Origin of the sequence: Rhodococcus aetherivorans (assembly GCF_025722975.1) — a bacterium.
Lineage (GTDB): Bacteria > Actinomycetota > Actinomycetes > Mycobacteriales > Mycobacteriaceae > Rhodococcus > Rhodococcus aetherivorans.
Genome location: NZ_CP106982.1, coordinates 1672216 through 1688254, shown reverse-complemented (window position 1 = coordinate 1688254; position 16039 = coordinate 1672216). Strand labels below are relative to the sequence as shown.

At 70.3% G+C, this 16039-nt stretch carries 12 protein-coding genes; 6 read left to right on the top strand and 6 right to left on the bottom strand.

The features are described 5' to 3' along the window. Positions 1-67: 67 nt before the first annotated feature. A complete protein-coding gene (locus OCS65_RS07805; RefSeq protein WP_006934308.1) occupies positions 68-757 on the bottom strand; it encodes a DUF8020 domain-containing protein in 690 nt (229 codons plus the stop codon). Positions 758-1240: 483 nt separating this feature from the next. Here OCS65_RS07805 and OCS65_RS07800 point away from each other — a divergent pair, with 483 nt between their 5' ends. After that, the gene (locus OCS65_RS07800; RefSeq protein ID WP_263509347.1) at positions 1241-4600 is read left to right on the top strand and encodes a heterodisulfide reductase-related iron-sulfur binding cluster; all 3360 of its coding nucleotides are present in this window, start codon (positions 1241-1243) and stop codon (positions 4598-4600) included. A 139-nt stretch (positions 4601-4739) separates the two neighbouring features. Here OCS65_RS07800 and OCS65_RS07795 read toward each other — a convergent pair whose 3' ends face one another. From OCS65_RS07795 to OCS65_RS07785, 3 genes are all read right to left on the bottom strand, one after another. Continuing rightward, entirely contained in the window at positions 4740-5684 is a 945-nt protein-coding gene (locus OCS65_RS07795; protein WP_044475797.1) for a type IV toxin-antitoxin system AbiEi family antitoxin domain-containing protein, read from the bottom strand. 160 nt (positions 5685-5844) lie between these two features. Beyond that, entirely contained in the window at positions 5845-6996 is a 1152-nt protein-coding gene (locus tag OCS65_RS07790; RefSeq protein WP_161997051.1) for an alkane 1-monooxygenase, read from the bottom strand. A gap of 196 nt (positions 6997-7192) precedes the next feature. After that, entirely contained in the window at positions 7193-7396 is a 204-nt protein-coding gene (locus OCS65_RS07785) for a cold-shock protein (protein ID WP_003938894.1), read from the bottom strand. 146 nt (positions 7397-7542) lie between these two features. Between OCS65_RS07785 and OCS65_RS07780 the strand changes: the two genes are divergently transcribed. From OCS65_RS07780 to OCS65_RS07760, 5 genes are all read left to right on the top strand, one after another. After that, on the top strand, positions 7543-8808 hold the full coding sequence (locus OCS65_RS07780; protein ID WP_029545602.1) for a pyridoxal phosphate-dependent aminotransferase: 1266 nt from the start codon (positions 7543-7545) through the stop codon (positions 8806-8808). Between the two features lie 317 nt (positions 8809-9125). Next, positions 9126-10466, top strand: coding sequence for a YibE/F family protein (locus tag OCS65_RS07775; RefSeq protein ID WP_263509343.1), 1341 nt, complete (start codon positions 9126-9128; stop codon positions 10464-10466). Between the two features lie 115 nt (positions 10467-10581). Then, the gene (locus tag OCS65_RS07770) at positions 10582-11844 is read left to right on the top strand and encodes a PP2C family protein-serine/threonine phosphatase (protein WP_006934322.1); all 1263 of its coding nucleotides are present in this window, start codon (positions 10582-10584) and stop codon (positions 11842-11844) included. Then, a complete protein-coding gene (locus OCS65_RS07765; RefSeq protein WP_263509341.1) occupies positions 11841-13508 on the top strand; it encodes a sensor histidine kinase in 1668 nt (555 codons plus the stop codon). Before OCS65_RS07770 ends, OCS65_RS07765 begins: the two co-directional genes overlap by 4 nt. After that, complete coding sequence (locus OCS65_RS07760) at positions 13505-13948, top strand: response regulator (protein WP_006934327.1); 444 nt, start codon at positions 13505-13507, stop codon at positions 13946-13948. The genes OCS65_RS07765 and OCS65_RS07760 overlap by 4 nt, the downstream gene beginning before the upstream one ends. A 37-nt stretch (positions 13949-13985) precedes the next feature. Here the strand turns inward: OCS65_RS07760 and OCS65_RS07755 are convergent, their stop codons facing one another. Further along, the gene (locus OCS65_RS07755) at positions 13986-14411 is read right to left on the bottom strand and encodes an ATP-binding protein (RefSeq protein WP_006934328.1); all 426 of its coding nucleotides are present in this window, start codon (positions 14409-14411) and stop codon (positions 13986-13988) included. Between the two features lie 68 nt (positions 14412-14479). Next, positions 14480-15895, bottom strand: a complete 1416-nt coding sequence (locus OCS65_RS07750) for a DUF7159 family protein (RefSeq protein ID WP_006934330.1) — start codon at positions 15893-15895, stop codon at positions 14480-14482. Positions 15896-16039: the final 144 nt, after the last annotated feature.

Here is a 16039-nt window from a genome sequence, read left to right as displayed (position 1 = left end):
GCCCGGAGAACGACTGCGGCCCCGCCACCGGATCGGTGGCGGGGCCGCAGTGGGCTGAGGGCGAGGACTACTTCTCGGCCCACTCCGTGGTGCCCGGAGGCGCCGCGAGGGTGTTGATCAGGCCGATGCCGGCGACGATCAGGGTGGGACCACCGGCGACGATGGTGCCGATCACACCGCCGATAGCGGCCCCCGCCGGGACAGAGGCGAGGCCTACCGGCCCACCGAGGAAGCCGAGGCCACCCACGATTGCGCCGATGACGGTGCCGGTCAGGCCGCCGACGGCGGTGGCGATGCCGAGCTGGGACGCGAAGTTCTGCTGCGCCTTGAGGTTCTCCTCGGGCGACGCGACGTCGCTCAGCTTGAGGCTGACCGGGTTGAGGCCCGGAGCGACCTTGTCCTCGGGCTCGACCGGGGTGGCCTTCGACGGGTCGGTGACCGGCGTCAGGGTGAGGGTCTTGCCGTCCTCGCTGATCTCCCGCTCGAAGGGCAGCTGCAGGTCGCCGAGCTGGATGGCCAGCGGCAGGCTCACGACCGCGTTGCCGTCGCTGTCCTGCAGCTCGACGCTCTTGCCGTCGCCGGACACGGCGAACGAGCCGGCGTCGATGACGGTGACGACGGAGTCGCCCTCCGCCTTGGTCTCGTAGTTGATCTTCTCCGGTGCCGTGACCGCCGGTGCGGCGTAGGACGTGCCGGCGGTGACGCCGACGGCGGCGATGGTCATCGCCGCGACGGCGGCGAGCTTCCTGAACTTCATTCGATTCCGTTCTGTGACTTCGGCGCACGCCCCCGACGGACGCCCCCCAAGTTCTGACACCAATGTGCCCCTGCGCACCGTAGGCCCTGATCGCGGGTGCGCGAAGCACATCTCGCGCAGCATCATAACCGACATCACACGGATCCTCGCGTCCGGAATGTACCTAATCCGTTGCCACTCCGTTGCCGGACTCACGAGTACCTATGCCGAAGCGTGACCAGCTACCGCACGTTAGGTTTGCCTGACTCAATGAGTCGAAAGGTTTAACGCTTAACGTGAGCGGACACTCACGCTACGGCGCGATGCGGCAATTCGGCCGCCCCCCACGCGGTCGACCTCTGCTCAGCACCGCGCCGCAGCACCGCGAGACTAGACTACCGGCCGGTAACTTCCTATAGCTACCGGCTGGTAACTTAGTTCGGGTTAGGATGCGTGGGCTTATACCAGGCGGCGCGCTGCCGCCCCCGACACGAAAGGCCACCTATGAATGCCCTGACGATCACGTTGGGCACGATCGGCGTGCTGCTCAGTCTGGTGTGCTGGTACTCGTTCATCGGTGGCGCGATGAAGATGGTCAACGTCGTCCGGATCGGCCAGCCGGCTCCGGATCGGTGGCGGCCGTTCTTCCCGCGCTTCAAGCAGATGCTCGTCGAGTTCGTCGCACACACCCGGATGAGCAAGTTCCGCACCGTGGGCTGGGCCCACTGGCTGGTGATGGTCGGCTTCATGCTCGGCGCGATCGTCTGGTTCGAGGCATACGGCCAGACCTTCGACCCGGCGTTCCACTGGCCGCTGATCGGCAACACCGCCGTCTATCACCTGATCGACGAACTGCTCGGCCTCGGAACCGTGATCGGAATCACGGCGCTGATCATCATCCGGCAGCTGAACCACCCGCGGAAGCCCGCGCGGCTCTCGCGCTTCGCCGGCTCCGACTTCCGGGCCGCGTACTTCGTCGAGACCGTCGTCCTCATCGAGGGCCTCGGCATGATCTTCGTCAAGGCCGGCAAGATCGCGACCTACGGCCACGCCAACCCGTGGACCGACTTCTTCACGATGAACCTCGCCAAGCTGCTGCCGGCGAGCGCCGTGATGGTGTCGATCTTCGCGTTCGTCAAGCTGATGTCCGGCATGGTCTGGCTGTACGTCGTCGGCCGCAACATCACGTGGGGTGTCGCCTGGCACCGCTTCGCCGCGTTCTTCAACATCTACTTCAAGCGCGAGGACGACGGTGGCGTCGCCCTCGGCGCCGCGAAGCCGATGACGTCGAAGGGCAAGGCCATCGACATGGAGACGGCCGATCCGGACACCGACACCTTCGGTGCCGGCCAGATCGAGGACTTCTCCTGGAAGGGCTGGCTCGACTTCACCACGTGCACCGAGTGCGGTCGCTGCCAGTCGCAGTGCCCGGCCTGGAACACCGGTAAGCCGCTGTCGCCCAAGCTGGTCATCACCTCGCTGCGCGACCACGGCTACGCCAAGGCGCCCTACCTGCTCGCCGGTGGCCGCAAGGACCTCGGCGGCGACGAGGTCGGCCTGGTCGACGCCGAGGGCAACGCGGACGAGGCCAAGCTCGGGAAGATCCCGGCGGCAGCCCTGGCCGAGGCCGATCGCAAGCTGGTCGGCGAGACCGTCGAGGGCGAGCTCGCGCCCGTCATCGACACGGAGACGCTGTGGAGCTGCACCAACTGCGGCGCCTGCGTCGAGCAGTGCCCGGTGGACATCGAGCACGTCGACCACATCATCGACATGCGCCGCTACCAGGTGCTCATCGAGTCCGACTTCCCGTCCGAGCTCGCGGGTCTGTTCAAGAACCTCGAGAACAAGGGCAACCCGTGGGGCCAGAACGCCAAGGACCGGCTCAACTGGATCTCCGAGCTGGACTTCGACGTTCCGGTGTTCGGCCAGGACGCGGACAGCTTCGCCGACTACGAGTACCTGTTCTGGGTCGGCTGCGCCGGCGCCTACGAGGACCGGGCCAAGAAGACCACGAAGGCCGTCGCCGAGCTGCTCGCGACCGCCGGAGTGAAGTTCATGGTTCTCGGTGCCGAGGAGACCTGCACCGGTGACTCGGCCCGTCGCGCGGGCAACGAGTTCCTGTTCCAGCAGCTCGCGATGCAGAACATCGAGACCCTGAACTCGGTGTTCGAGGGCGTCGAGGACTCCAGGCGCAAGATCGTCGTCACCTGCGCGCACTGCTTCAACGCGCTCAACAACGAGTACCCCCAGGTCGGCGGGAACTACGAGGTCGTGCACCACACCCAGCTGCTGAACCGCCTGGTGCGGCAGAAGAAGCTGGTGCCGGTGGCGTCGGTGAGCCAGGACGTGACCTACCACGACCCGTGCTTCCTCGGCCGCCACAACAAGGTGTACGACGCACCGCGTGAGCTGATGGCCGCGTCCGGCGCGAAGCTCACCGAGATGCCGCGGCACGGCGAACGGTCCATGTGCTGTGGTGCCGGTGGTGCCCGCATGTGGATGGAAGAGAAGATCGGCAAGCGGATCAACATCGACCGCGTCGACGAGGCACTGTCGACGAATCCGTCGAAGATCGCCACCGGCTGCCCCTTCTGCCGCGTCATGCTCAACGACGGTGTCACCGCGCGTCAGGAGAAGGGCGAAGGCGAGGGCGTCGAGGTCGTCGACGTCGCCCAGCTCATGCTCGACTCCATCACCCGTCTCGAGCCCGCGACGCTCAGCGAGAACATCAAGGTGATCCCGCGTGAGCGGCCCGTCGCGGAACCGGTGGCGACCGCCGGCACCCAGGGAGCCGCCGTGGCCTCGGAGGCGACCGCCGAGACGGTGGAGAAGGAGCGCGTCGAGGAGATCGAGGAGGCGGCCGCGACCCCGGCGGCCCCCAAGACGGCCCCGGCCGGCGGCCTGCAGATGAAGGGTGCCGCCAAGGCTCCCGGCTCGAAGCCGGGCGGGCTGCAGATGAAGGGCGGCCTGAAGGCCCCGGGCGCGAAGGCTCCCGCAGCCGGCGACGGTGCCGCGGCCGAGGCTCCCGCGGCCCCGGCCGCCAAGCCGGGCGGACTGCAGATGAAGGGCGGGCTCAAGGCCCCGGGCGCCAAGAAGGCCGTTCCGGCCGCCGCCGCTCCCGCTGCCGCTCCCGCTGCCGAATCCGCTCCGGCCGAGGCCCCGGCGGCCCCGAAGGCCAAGCCGGGCGGACTGCAGATGAAGGGCGGGCTCAAGGCCCCGGGCGCCAAGAAGACGGCTCCGGCCGCGGCCGCCCCGGCCGCGCAGGCACCGGCTGCCGAGGCCCCCGCGACGGCACCGGCCGCCGAGGCACCCGCCGCGCCGTCGGTTCCGAAGGCCAAGCCGGGCGGCCTGCAGATGAAGGGCGGGCTCAAGGCTCCGGGTGCGAAGAAGGCCGCGCCGGCACCGGCCGCCGAGGCACCCGCCCCGGCACCGGCGGCCGAGGCCCCCGCGAAGGCACCCGCCGCCGAGGCATCCGTCACGGAGGCTCCGGCGGCTCCCGAGCCGCCGAAGGCGAAGCCGGGTGGCCTGGCGTTCAAGGGCGGAGCGAAGGCTCCCGGCGCCCGCAAGGCCGCCGCGCCGAAGCCTCCGGCAGAGAGGCCCGAGCCTCCGGCGGAGAAGCCCGAGGCTCCCGCGAAGGCACCGGAACCGGCGCACGCACCTCCGGGTGAGGCGCCCGATCCGGATGCACCGCCGGAGAAGGCACCGGCCCCCGAGGCGCCGTCGACCAACGGCACCGAGGCCTCGCCGACCAATGGCACCGAGGCCTCGCCGACCAATGGCGCCGAGGCACCGGCCCCGCCGCAGGCCAAGCCGGGAGCGCTGGGCTTCAGGTCCGGCGCCAAGGCCCCCGGCCGGCGCGGGTAGCACCCACGGCGACGCCCCTCACCCGCTCGGGTGGGGGGCGTCGCCGTTTCCCGGAGCAGACATCCCTTGCACCGTCCTTGCACCTCCTGCCTACGCCTGCAACGGAGGCAAGCACGCAATGACGGGTGCAAGCTCGACGTCAGGCCCTGAACGTCCCGGTGGGCCCCGGCCCACGTCCGGCCCGGGCGATCGCCTCCCGGATGCGGTCGGCGACCACCGAGGGTGTAGCCAGCTCGTCCCACACCCAGCGCACCACGGTCCAGCCGGCGTCGCGCAGACGATCCTCGCGCTGCTTTTCCCGCCACACCGTCTCCTCCGGGGTGATGTCGTCGCCCCGATACTTCACGCGACCGTCGAACTCGCCGATCACCCCGTGTTCCGGGAGCAGGAAATCGACCCGGGCCAGCCACCGACCGCGGTCATCGTGGATCACCGCCTGGGTCATCGGCATCGGTAGCCCGTCGCGGACAAACAGCACGCGACTGCGGGACTCGCCCACGCTCTCGCTACGCCCGTCCAGGAACCGCGCCGCGCGCAGGCCCTTCGCGTGGCCGGGATGGCGGGTGTTGCGAGCCAGTGCGCTGATCACGTCGGCGGTGGTGAGCCCGCACAGCCGCAGCGCGTGATCCCCTGCGACGACGGCCTGCTCGAACGGCAGGGTGCGGGCGAGGTCGGCGACCGTGCGGGCGACGGTGAGCACGCGCGCCCCGCCGACGTCGGTGACCTCGTCGGGAGCGAAGGGCGACGCGTGCAGGTTCCGCCCCGGCGTGCGCTTCGCTCCGCCGATGCGGTTACGGGTCAGGTGGACCTCCCCGAGCGGGGTGTTCCAGAGGGCGAGGCCGTGCAGGACGGCGGCAGAGACGTGGCTGAGCGCGGCGTCGGAGCGGAGCCCACCGGCAACGGCGACGGCTCGCCGGTGGTGACGGCCGTATTCGTCGAGCTGTGCGTAGCTCTCGGCCGGCAGATAGGCGCCGCGGTGGATGCGGTGCCAGTGCCCGCGGCCGCACAGCCGCCGGATCTCGCGATCGGTGACGCCGCGCTCGCGTGCGGCGGCGCGCCGGATGATGTCGTGTTCGTCGCCCATGACGGTCACGGTGCCGTATCCGGGCGGGCGCACACCGCAACAAACGCAGGAGGCGGCCCGATCTGTGGACGAACCGCCCGGCTGTGGACAGCCGGGCGTGCACCCGAAGCCGCGTCCCGACAACCGGATTCGACTGCCCCACCGGGTGCGAGCACGCGGGTCAGCCGTGCCGGGCGAGCAGCTCCTCGCGGCGCTTGGGATCGAGGTTCACGCGCGAGATGTCACCGTCGTAGTGGTCGAGCAGGCGCGGGTCCATCACCTTGCGCCACAACGGCGGAACGAACGACAGCAGGATCATGACGGCGTAGCCGGCGGGCAGCTGCGGCGCCTCCTCCATCGTGCGCAGCGTCTGGTAGCGCCGCAGCGGATTCGCGTGGTGGTCGCTGTGCCGCTGCAGGTGGTAGAGGAACAGGTTGCTGCAGCTGTGGTCGCTGTTCCAGCTGTGCCGCGGCGCGACGCGCTCGTACGTGCCGTTCGGCCGCGTGCCGCGCAGCAGGCCGTAGTGCTCGAGGTAGTTCGCGGCCTCGAGGAACATCACGGCCAGCACGGCCTGCACCACCAGCCAGGGCGCGACGGACCATCCGAAGACCGCGATCAGCCCGGCGTACAGCACGACGGTCAGCGCCCAGGCGTTCAGGACGTTGTTGCGCGGGCTCCACCAGGGCAGCCCGCGACGGGCCAGGCGCTCACGCTCGTACCGCCAGCCCGACCGGAGGCCGCCGAACACCGAGCGCGGCAGGAACTCCCAGTACGTCTCGCCGAACCGCGCCGTCGCGGCGTCCTCCGGGGTGGCGACGCGCAGATGGTGACCGTGGTTGTGTTCGACGAAGAAATGCCCGTAGCCCGACTGGGCGAGGGCGATCTTGGCGAGCCGGCGTTCGAGGTCGGTGCGTTTGTGCCCGAGTTCGTGCGCGGCGTTGATGCCGACGCCGCCGACCACGCCGACGGTGGCGGCCATCGCGAACCGCTCGGGCCAGCCCATCGGCGCGACGGTCCACACCCAGCAGGCGAAGACGAGCCCCGCGTACTGCAGCGGCAGGTACAGGTAGGTGCACCAGCGGTAGTACCGGTCCTCCTCGAGGTCGCGCACGACCTCTTCCGGCGGGTTGGCCTTGTCGACGCCGGTGAACCGGTCGACGAGCGGGACGATCACCGCGATCAGCAGCGCACCGAACGCCCAGAAGACACCGAGGTGCAGGTACTCGACGAGCAGCCACGCGACGAACGGGCTCAGCGGGACGGCGAGCCCGCACAGCCACAGGTACCGTTTCCGGTCCTTCCAGCGCGCCCCCGCGCTCCCGTCCCCCACCATGTACACCAACCCCCTGGTTGTCTCGCCCGTCCCCCGAACATCACGGTTCTTACATCCCATATGTCCGCAACGCGCCGGGATGTTACCGAATAGTAGGACAAACGAGACGAACCACCCACGAAGTTGTGACCGGTCCGAATACAGCGACGGCGCCGCACCGTAGGTGCAGCGCCGTCGAACCGTCGGGACGACCCGCTCAGATGGGACGGACTCCCTGGGCCTGCGGGCCCTTCTGTCCCTGCCCGATCTCGAACTCGACCCGGGCACCTTCGTCCAGCGACTTGAAGCCGGAGCCCTGAATCTCCGAGTAGTGGACGAACACGTCGGGTCCACCGCCGTCCTGCTCGATGAAGCCGAAACCCTTTTCGGCGTTGAACCACTTCACAGTTCCCTGTGCCATACCGTGCGACTCCTCAATCCACCCGCGCGTCACCCCGACGCAACGGTCACAAGTGGTCATGATTGCACTTTTCGGGCCGATCGTCGCGGTGGACGCGGCGATGCAGGCGAAATCCGGCTGAAACCCGGTTGCGGCCGGGTGGCACCATGGACGCCGTGAGTACAGGAGAACAGGGCCACCTTCATCACCGCATCACCCGCAAGCTCGAGCAGTCCGCGAAGCTGCAGAACGTGCTGTACGAGATCCGGGGGCCGGTGCACGCGCATGCCGCGCGGCTCGAGGCGGAGGGGCACCGCATCCTGAAGCTCAACATCGGCAACCCGGCGCCGTTCGGGTTCGAGGCACCCGAGACGATCGTGCAGGACATGATCGCGGCCCTGCCCAACGCCCAGGGCTACTCGGAGTCGAAGGGCATCGCGTCGGCGCGCCGGGCCATCGTCACCCGTTACGAGCTCGTGCCGGGCTTCCCGAAGCTCGACATCAACGACGTCTACCTCGGCAACGGCGTCTCCGAGCTGATCACGATGACGATGCAGGCCCTGCTCGACGACGGCGACGAGGTGCTGATCCCGGCGCCGGACTACCCGCTGTGGACGGCGATGACGTCCCTGGCCGGCGGTACGCCGGTGCACTACCTGTGCGACGAGTCCAACGACTGGAATCCCGACATCGAGGACATCGAGTCGAAGATCACGGAGAAGACCAAGGCCCTGCTGGTCATCAACCCGAACAACCCGACGGGTGCCGTGTACTCGCTCGAGGTGCTCGAGCAGCTGGTACAGCTGGCCCGCAAGTACCAGCTGCTGCTGCTCGCCGACGAGATCTACGACAAGATCCTCTACGACGACGCCAAGCACATCTCCCTGGCCACCCTCGCGCCCGACCTGCTGTGCCTGACCTACAACGGCCTGTCGAAGGCCTACCGGGTCGCCGGGTACCGGTCGGGCTGGATGACGATCACCGGCCCGAAGGATCACGCCGGCGGGTTCCTCGAGGGCATCGACCTGCTCGCCTCGACCCGTCTGTGCCCCAACGTGCCGGCCCAGCACGCGATCCAGGTGGCGCTCGGCGGGCATCAGAGCATCGAGGACCTGATCCTGCCCGGTGGCCGGCTGCTCGAGCAGCGCGACGTCGCGTGGGAACGCCTGAACTCGATTCCCGGCGTCAGCTGCGTCAAGCCGCGCGGCGCCCTGTACGCCTTCCCGCGCCTCGACCCGGAGGTGTACGAGATCCACGACGACGAGAAGCTGGTCCAGGACCTGCTGCTGCAGGAGAAGATCCTGATGGTGCAGGGCACCGGCTTCAACTGGCCGGATCCGGACCATCTGCGGATCGTGACGCTGCCGTGGGCCCGCGACCTGGCGGTGGCCATCGAACGCTTCGGCAACTTCCTGTCCAGCTACAAGCAGTGACCGCGGCGACCTCCTCGCGACACGCCCGGGATGCACGACACGCCGACCGTTGTCGAAAGTATATGTTGCGACGAACGAACGGCGTCACCGCAGGCAGAGCCGTCGACTCCCCCCGAAAACGAGCGTGCGGCCGGACCCCGGTGAGGACCGACACACTGTAGGTACTACCCCGGGGGCCGACAGAGCCAGTACGTTTGTCTACGGCACCTCAGCGTGCTGGGCTCCCTGATCATCGCCATCCCCCCTGTGCGAGATCAGGTCGAAGGTGGCGGGGACACCCCCCCTGCTCCCCGCCACCACCAGCCCTTGTCCCCCGGATGCGGCCGGTCTTCCGCGATGCGACCTCGCCGCGATCTCGTCGTTACCCTGATGCGGTGACTCGCGCAGAGCCCCCCGGCCACCGCCACGGACACGGACACGGCCACTTCTCCGGGCCGATCCCGGTCGGACCCACCGCCGCGAAGGTCGTCGTCGGACTCCTCGTCGCGATCGGCGTCGCCGTGCTGGCCGGCGCCGTCGCGCTGTGGCCCAGCGGGCAGGCGGTCGACATCCCGGCCCCGTTCCAGACCACCGGCGGCGGAGCCGTCGTCACCGAGGCCGGCACCGTCGTCGAGCAGGACATCGGCCCGTGCGGGAGCAGTTCGGCCGGCCGCCCGTTCACCGGCGACCCCGTTCCCCCCGCGACCGACGCCTACCAGTGCCAGCGCAGCATCGTCACCATCGATTCGGGCCCCAACGAGGGCACCCGCACCCTGCTCGAGATCGGGCCCGGCCCGGGGCAGCCGGACCTGCGCGTCGGCGAGGAGATCCGGCTGGTGCGGCAGGTCGACCCGTCCGGCGCCACCCAGTACTCGTTCTACGACTACTCCCGCGGGCTCCCCCTCGCGCTGATCATCACGGCGTTCGCCGTGGTCATCGTGGCCGTGGCCCGGTGGCGTGGCCTGCGCGCCCTGATCGGCCTGCTGATCGCGTTCGGGGTGCTCGTGGTGTTCATGCTCCCCGCGCTGCTCGACGGCAAACCCGCCGTGCCCGTCGCGCTGGTCGGCGGCGCGATCATCCTCTACGCAGTGCTCTATCTCGCGCACGGGGTGAATCTGCGCACCAGCTCGGCCCTGTTGGGCACCCTTGCGTCGATGCTGCTCGCCGCCCTGCTCTCGTACCTCGCGATCTGGATGACACACCTGACCGGGCTGTCCGAGGAACAGAACACCGACGTGCAGCTGTACCTCGAGCAGGTCAGCATCACCGGCCTGCTCCTCGCCGGCTTCATCATCGGTTCGCTCGGCGTCCTCAACGACGTGACCATCACCCAGGCGGCGTCGGCGTTCGAGCTGGCGGCGCTCGATCCCACGGCCTCGCGCCGGAAGGTGTTCTCCTCCGCGATGCGGGTCGGCCGCGACCACATTGCCAGCACCGTCTACACCCTGGTGCTGGCGTACGCCGGTGGCGCCCTGCCCCTGCTGCTGCTGTTCAGCGTCGCCGGCCGGTCCATCTCGGACGTCCTCACCGGCGACGCCGTCGCCATCGAGGTGGTGCGGGCGTGTGTGGGCGGCATCGCGCTCGCTCTGTCCGTTCCGCTCACCACCGGCATCGCCGCGCTGCTGGCCCGGCCCGGCGCCCCCGAGCCCGTCGCACGCAAGGGCCGCCATGCCCGGTGACCGGTTCGTCGTCCGCGGGCGACGGCGGGCGGGTGAACGATAGGTATTCTTCCTCTGTTGTCGTCCGGAGCGAGGGATCCGGGATCACGGCACGCGAGATCGAAGGGCAGGGGCCATGTTCTCCGAGCAGCACGGGCCTGCCGGCGCACCACCAGGAAGTAGCAGCAAAGGTACATCGGTTGCTCTGGAGACCGACTGGGACCGGGAGGAGCCGTCGGTCCTCCTGATCGAGGACGACGCCGGCGACGCACTCATCGTCGAGGAACTGGTGGCGGACAGCGCGCAGGGCATGCGCCTGGAATGGGTCCAGACGATGGCCGCGGCCCGCGCGGAGCTGGCCGACGGACTGCCCGACTGCATCCTGCTGGACCTGCATCTGCCCGACGCGCAGGGCATGGACGCGCTGGCCCGGGTGCAGCAGTACGCCGCCGGCGTTCCGGTCGTGGTGCTCACCGGCCTCGCCGAGGAGCAGACGGGGCTGGCGGCGGTGACCGCCGGCGCGCAGGACTATCTCGTCAAGGGTCGGGTGGAGCCGGACATGTTCGGCCGGACCGTGCGCTACGCGATCCAGCGCAAGCAGGCCGAGCATGCCGCCGTCGCGCTGCAGGCCAGCCGGCTGCAGGCGCGGGAGAACGCCCGCCTCGAACGCGGCCTGCTGCCGTCGCCGATGCTGCGCGGCACGGGCGACGTGGACGTCGTGGCCCGCTACCGACCCGGGCGCGAGCAGTCCCTGCTCGGCGGCGACTTCTACGATGTCGTGCAGACCGAGGACGGCACGGTGCACGTGCTCATCGGCGACGTCAGCGGGCACGGCCCCGACGAGGCCGCACTCGGGGTGAGCCTTCGGATCGCCTGGCGCACCCTCGTGGTCACCGGCGTCACCGGTGTCGCGCAGTTGCAGAAGCTCGAGCAGATCATGGTCGCCGAACGGGCGAACGAGCGGCACTTCGCCACCCTCACCAGCCTCGCCATGTCGCCGGACCGGCGCCGGGTGCAGGTGATGCGCGCCGGGCATCCGGGCCTGCTGCTGCACAGTTCCCAGGGGGTGGACTGGGTCGAGGCGCCCGGCGGACCCGCCCTCGGACTGCTGCCCGGCGTCTCGACGTGGCCCGTGCACGAGCTGGAACTGCCGGAAGGCGGCGGCATCGTGATGTTCACCGACGGGCTGTTCGAAGGCCGGATCGGCGACGGCGGCGAACGCCTCGGCGAGGAGGGCCTGCTGCGGCTGGCCCGCGAGGAGGGCCACCTGGCGCCCGAGGCGTTCGTCGACACCCTGATCGACCGGGCCGAGGCGCTGGCGGAGAGTCACGGAGGACTCGCCGACGACGTGGCCGTGGTACACGTGCGCTGGAGCGAGAAGGTGACGAAGCAGTCATGAGAGACCCGTCGATGCCCGAACCCAAGGTCGAGCGGGTGCGCTCGCGGCTGACGGTCCAGAGCTGGTTCCAGGTCGCCTTCGCGGTCCTTGCCGTGTTCGTCGTTCTCGGCACCATCGTGGGCGGCTACTTCATCCAGCGCACGGTCCAGATCACGGACGAACTGGTCGACCAGATCCAGCCGGCCCGCGCCGAGGCGTACCGCCTGCAGGCGGCGCTGCTGGATCAGGAGACCGGCGCCCGCGGCTACGCCGCCACCGCCGACGTCGAATTCCTCGAGCCGTACCTGACGGGCAAGCGGATCGAGCAGGATGCCGCGGACCGGATGCGGGAGTTCACCGCCGGCCATCCGGAACTGCTCGCCGCCGTCGACGAGATCGAGGCGGCGGCGGCGGCGTGGCGCGCCGACTACGCCGACCCGCTCGTCGCGAGCGTCGTCCCCGGCGTCCCCCAGCCCGTGGATCCCGCGAGCACCGAGCGGGGCCGGACCACGTTCGACGCCATGCGCACCCTCTTCGAGGCGCAGAACGCCGAACTCGTCCAGGCCCGCGCAGAGGGCTACGACGACCTCATCCACGCCCGGACGATCCGCAACTCCGTGCTCGTGGCGATGGTGGCGGGATTCCTGCTCACCGGCCTGCTCATGGTGATCCTCGTGCACAACCTCGTCGCCATGCCGCTGGTCAGCCTGCGCGCGGCGACGCGGCGCGTCGTCGCGGACGGCAACTTCGACCAGCACATCCGCCCCCAGGGCCCGAAGGACATCCGGGCCCTGGCCCAGGACGTCGAAGCCATGCGCGGGCGCATCGTGTTCGCGCTCGCGGCCGCCCACACCCAGCACCAGCGCCTCGCCAGCCAGAAGGCGGACCTCGACGCCCAGGCCGAGGAACTGCGCCGCTCCAACGCCGAACTCGAGCAGTTCGCCTACGTCGCTTCCCACGACCTGCAGGAGCCGCTGCGCAAGGTCGCCTCCTTCTGCCAGCTGCTCGAGAAGCGTTACGGCGACAAGCTCGACGAACGGGGCACCCAGTACATCGCGTTCGCCGTCGACGGCGCCAAGCGCATGCAGGTCCTCATCAACGACCTGCTGGCGTTCTCCCGCGTCGGCCGGGTCAACGACGCCCACGTGCGCGTCGATCTGGATCAGCCGCTGGACAAGGCAGTGGCCAACCTCGCCGCCGCCGTCGACGAGTCCGGGGCGCGCATCGAGCGGCCCGAGCAGCTCCCCGAGATCACGGGCGATCCGACCCTGCTGACGATGCTCTGGCAGAATCTGCTGGGCAACGCGATCAAGTTCCGCCACCCCGACCGCGCACCCGTCGTGCGGATCACGTGCGACCGGATCGACGGTGAGGACGACGGTGACCGGGCGGACGCCGGCCGCTGGCAGCTGTGCGTCACGGACAACGGCATCGGCATCGACGAGGAGTTCGCCGAGAAGGTATTCGTCATCTTCCAGCGCCTCCACGGCCGCGACGTCTACACCGGCACCGGCATCGGCCTGGCGGTGTGCAAGAAGATCGTCGAGTACCACGGTGGCAGGATCTGGATCGACACCGAGCACACCGGCGGCACCCGGTTCTGCTTCACCCTGCCCGCCCTGCCCGACGAAGAACCCGAAGAGCACGCCCCGGCCGACACCGATCTCGAAGGAGCCCCCGCATGACCCCCGCAGAACCCATCGACGTCCTCCTGGTCGAGGACGACCCGGGCGACGAGCTGATGACCCGTGAGGCCTTCGAGGACAACAAGATCGGCAACGAGCTGCACGTCGTCCGCGACGGCGAGGAGGCGCTGGACTTCCTGTACCAGCGCGGCGAGCACGTCGGAGCGCCGCGTCCCGACCTGATCCTGCTCGACCTCAATCTGCCCAAGTACGACGGGCGCCAGGTCCTCGAGAAGATCAAGTCCGACCCGGACCTGTCCGACATCCCGGTCGTGGTGCTGACCACCTCGGCCGCCGAGGAGGACATCCTGCGCAGCTACCGGCTGCACGCCAACGCGTACGTCACCAAGCCGGTGGACCTCGACCAGTTCATCGGGGCGGTCCGGCAGATCGACGAGTTCTTCGTCCAGGTGGTGCGGCTGCCCCGCCGCCGAAACTAGCGATGCCGGCAACTGCGGTCGCCGACAACTACTGCCGCTAGATACTCCAGCGCATGGTGACGACGGTCCCGGTGTCGGCGGGGGCCACGGTCGCCGTGTCGGCCAGGGACTTGATCAGCGTGAGACCGTGCCCGCGCGAGCTGGTGCCCGGGTCGGTGTCGTTCGCGCGCCAGCTGCCGCGGTCGATGATGGCGACCTCGACCTGACGGTCGCCCGGAATCAGCGTCGCCTCGAGGTCGAGGGTGCCCGACGCACCGTCGCGGTAGGCGTGCTCGACGGCATTGGCGAGGGCCTCGTAGCTGGCCAGCAGCACGTCGCGGGTCAGCTCGGGGCGCACGTGCACCGCGTCGAGCCAGCGCTCCAGGGCCCGCCGCAGCACGGTCAGCTGACCGGGCTCGGCGCGCACGCGCCGATAGGCCAGCGTGACCGAGTCGCACAGCGGGGTGTTCTGCGGCGAAAACATCGTCTGTACTCTAACCCGTCGCGCCGGGCGCCATCGGCCACGAGGGTCCCCGGCGGCGGAGGGGTCCGTCAGATCGGTAGCCGCAGCTCCGGCGGCACTTCGATCGTGGGCAGGGGCGGCAGCGGCGGCAGTGTCGGTACCGGGATGTTGAGCCCGGGGATCAGCGGCGGCGGCGGGGCGGTGGCCACCGGCGGGGGCGGCACCACCCGCTCCGTCGTGGACTCCTCGATCGGCGGCACGGTGGTCGTCGTCGGCGCCGGCGCCGGCGCGACGGCAGGCGCCGGCTGCGGGGTCCGCGGCGGCGTCGTCACGATCACCTCGGTCGGCCGGGGCTCCGACTCGTCGTCGCCGGCGAAGGTGTTCTGTGCGCCCAGCGCCAGCCCGATCATGGCCACCACACCCAGGGCGGTGCCGGCCAGCCCGGCCCCGCTGATCTGGCGACCCGACACGTGCGGGCCGGGCGCGGTCGCCGCCCGCTTCCACGCCGGCGTCCGCTCCGGCGGCCCGGCGCTGTCCACCGCGGGTGTCTCGGTCCGCGCGAGCCGCTCGGTGCGCTGCGGCGCCACTCCGCGCGGCGGGACGATGCGTTCGGTCGCCCCCGGCGGGACGATCAGCTCGGTGACCGCCGACGCGGTGGGGCCCGCGGCGACGGCGCGCAGGGCGCCGCCCTTGGCCAGGACGAGTTCGGGTTCGTGCGGCACCACGACGGGCAGCTTCATCCACGTCTCGAGCACCCGGCGCACCAGCCGGACGTGGGCGCCGCCGCCGAGCAGCACGATCGTCTCGGGCCGGGCGCCGGACCGGTGCACGACGTCGCGCAGGAACCGCGCGGAACCCTCCACGAGCGGGGTGATCAGCGGGTCGAAGGTCTCGAGGGACATGAGGATCACGCCGGCGGTGCCCGGCACGGCGACGGCGTCGCTGCCGGACAGCTGTTCCTTGGCCGTGCGGCACTGGGCGACGAACTCCTCGTCCTCCGGGTCGTCGGGTCGCCACACCCCGTCCGAGCCGAGCTGGTGCAGGCGCACCGCGTCGTCGAACAGGCGGCCGGAGACGGTCCTGGTGCGTTCGGTGTGCACGGCGCCGGTGGTGCGGTCGACGACGGTGACGGTGAGCCCGGAGGCACCCAGGTCGTAGAGCACCGCGACGTCACCGGGGAGCTCGCCGGTGGCCCGCAGGTAGGCCAGGGCCGCCTCGGACTCGCCGACGAGGGTGTAGCGGTCGAGTCCCTGCTCGGCCATCGCGGCGCGGAGCCGCTCGGCGTCGGCGCCGTCGCGGTACACCAGGCCCACCCGCTCGACGGTGTCGCCCGCGATGCCGGCCTGCACGAGCACGCCCACGGTCTGCGCCGCGAGCCGTGCCGGATCGTCCTGCCTGGTCTCCACCACCTGGAACTGGTAGCCCGCGGCGGGCGCGTCCGGATCGATCGGACGAACGATCCGGACGGCACTCGTCCCTGCGGTCACCCCGAGAACCGAACTCATCAGCCGCCTTCTGATTGTGTTTTGCGCCGCACATCCACCCCCGGCGCATCCCGACCGCCCGATGCTACCGAACGGTCCGGACACGCCCACCCGGCGAATCGGACACACGCCGTCACAACCGGACGAGCGACCCGTGTGCTGCCT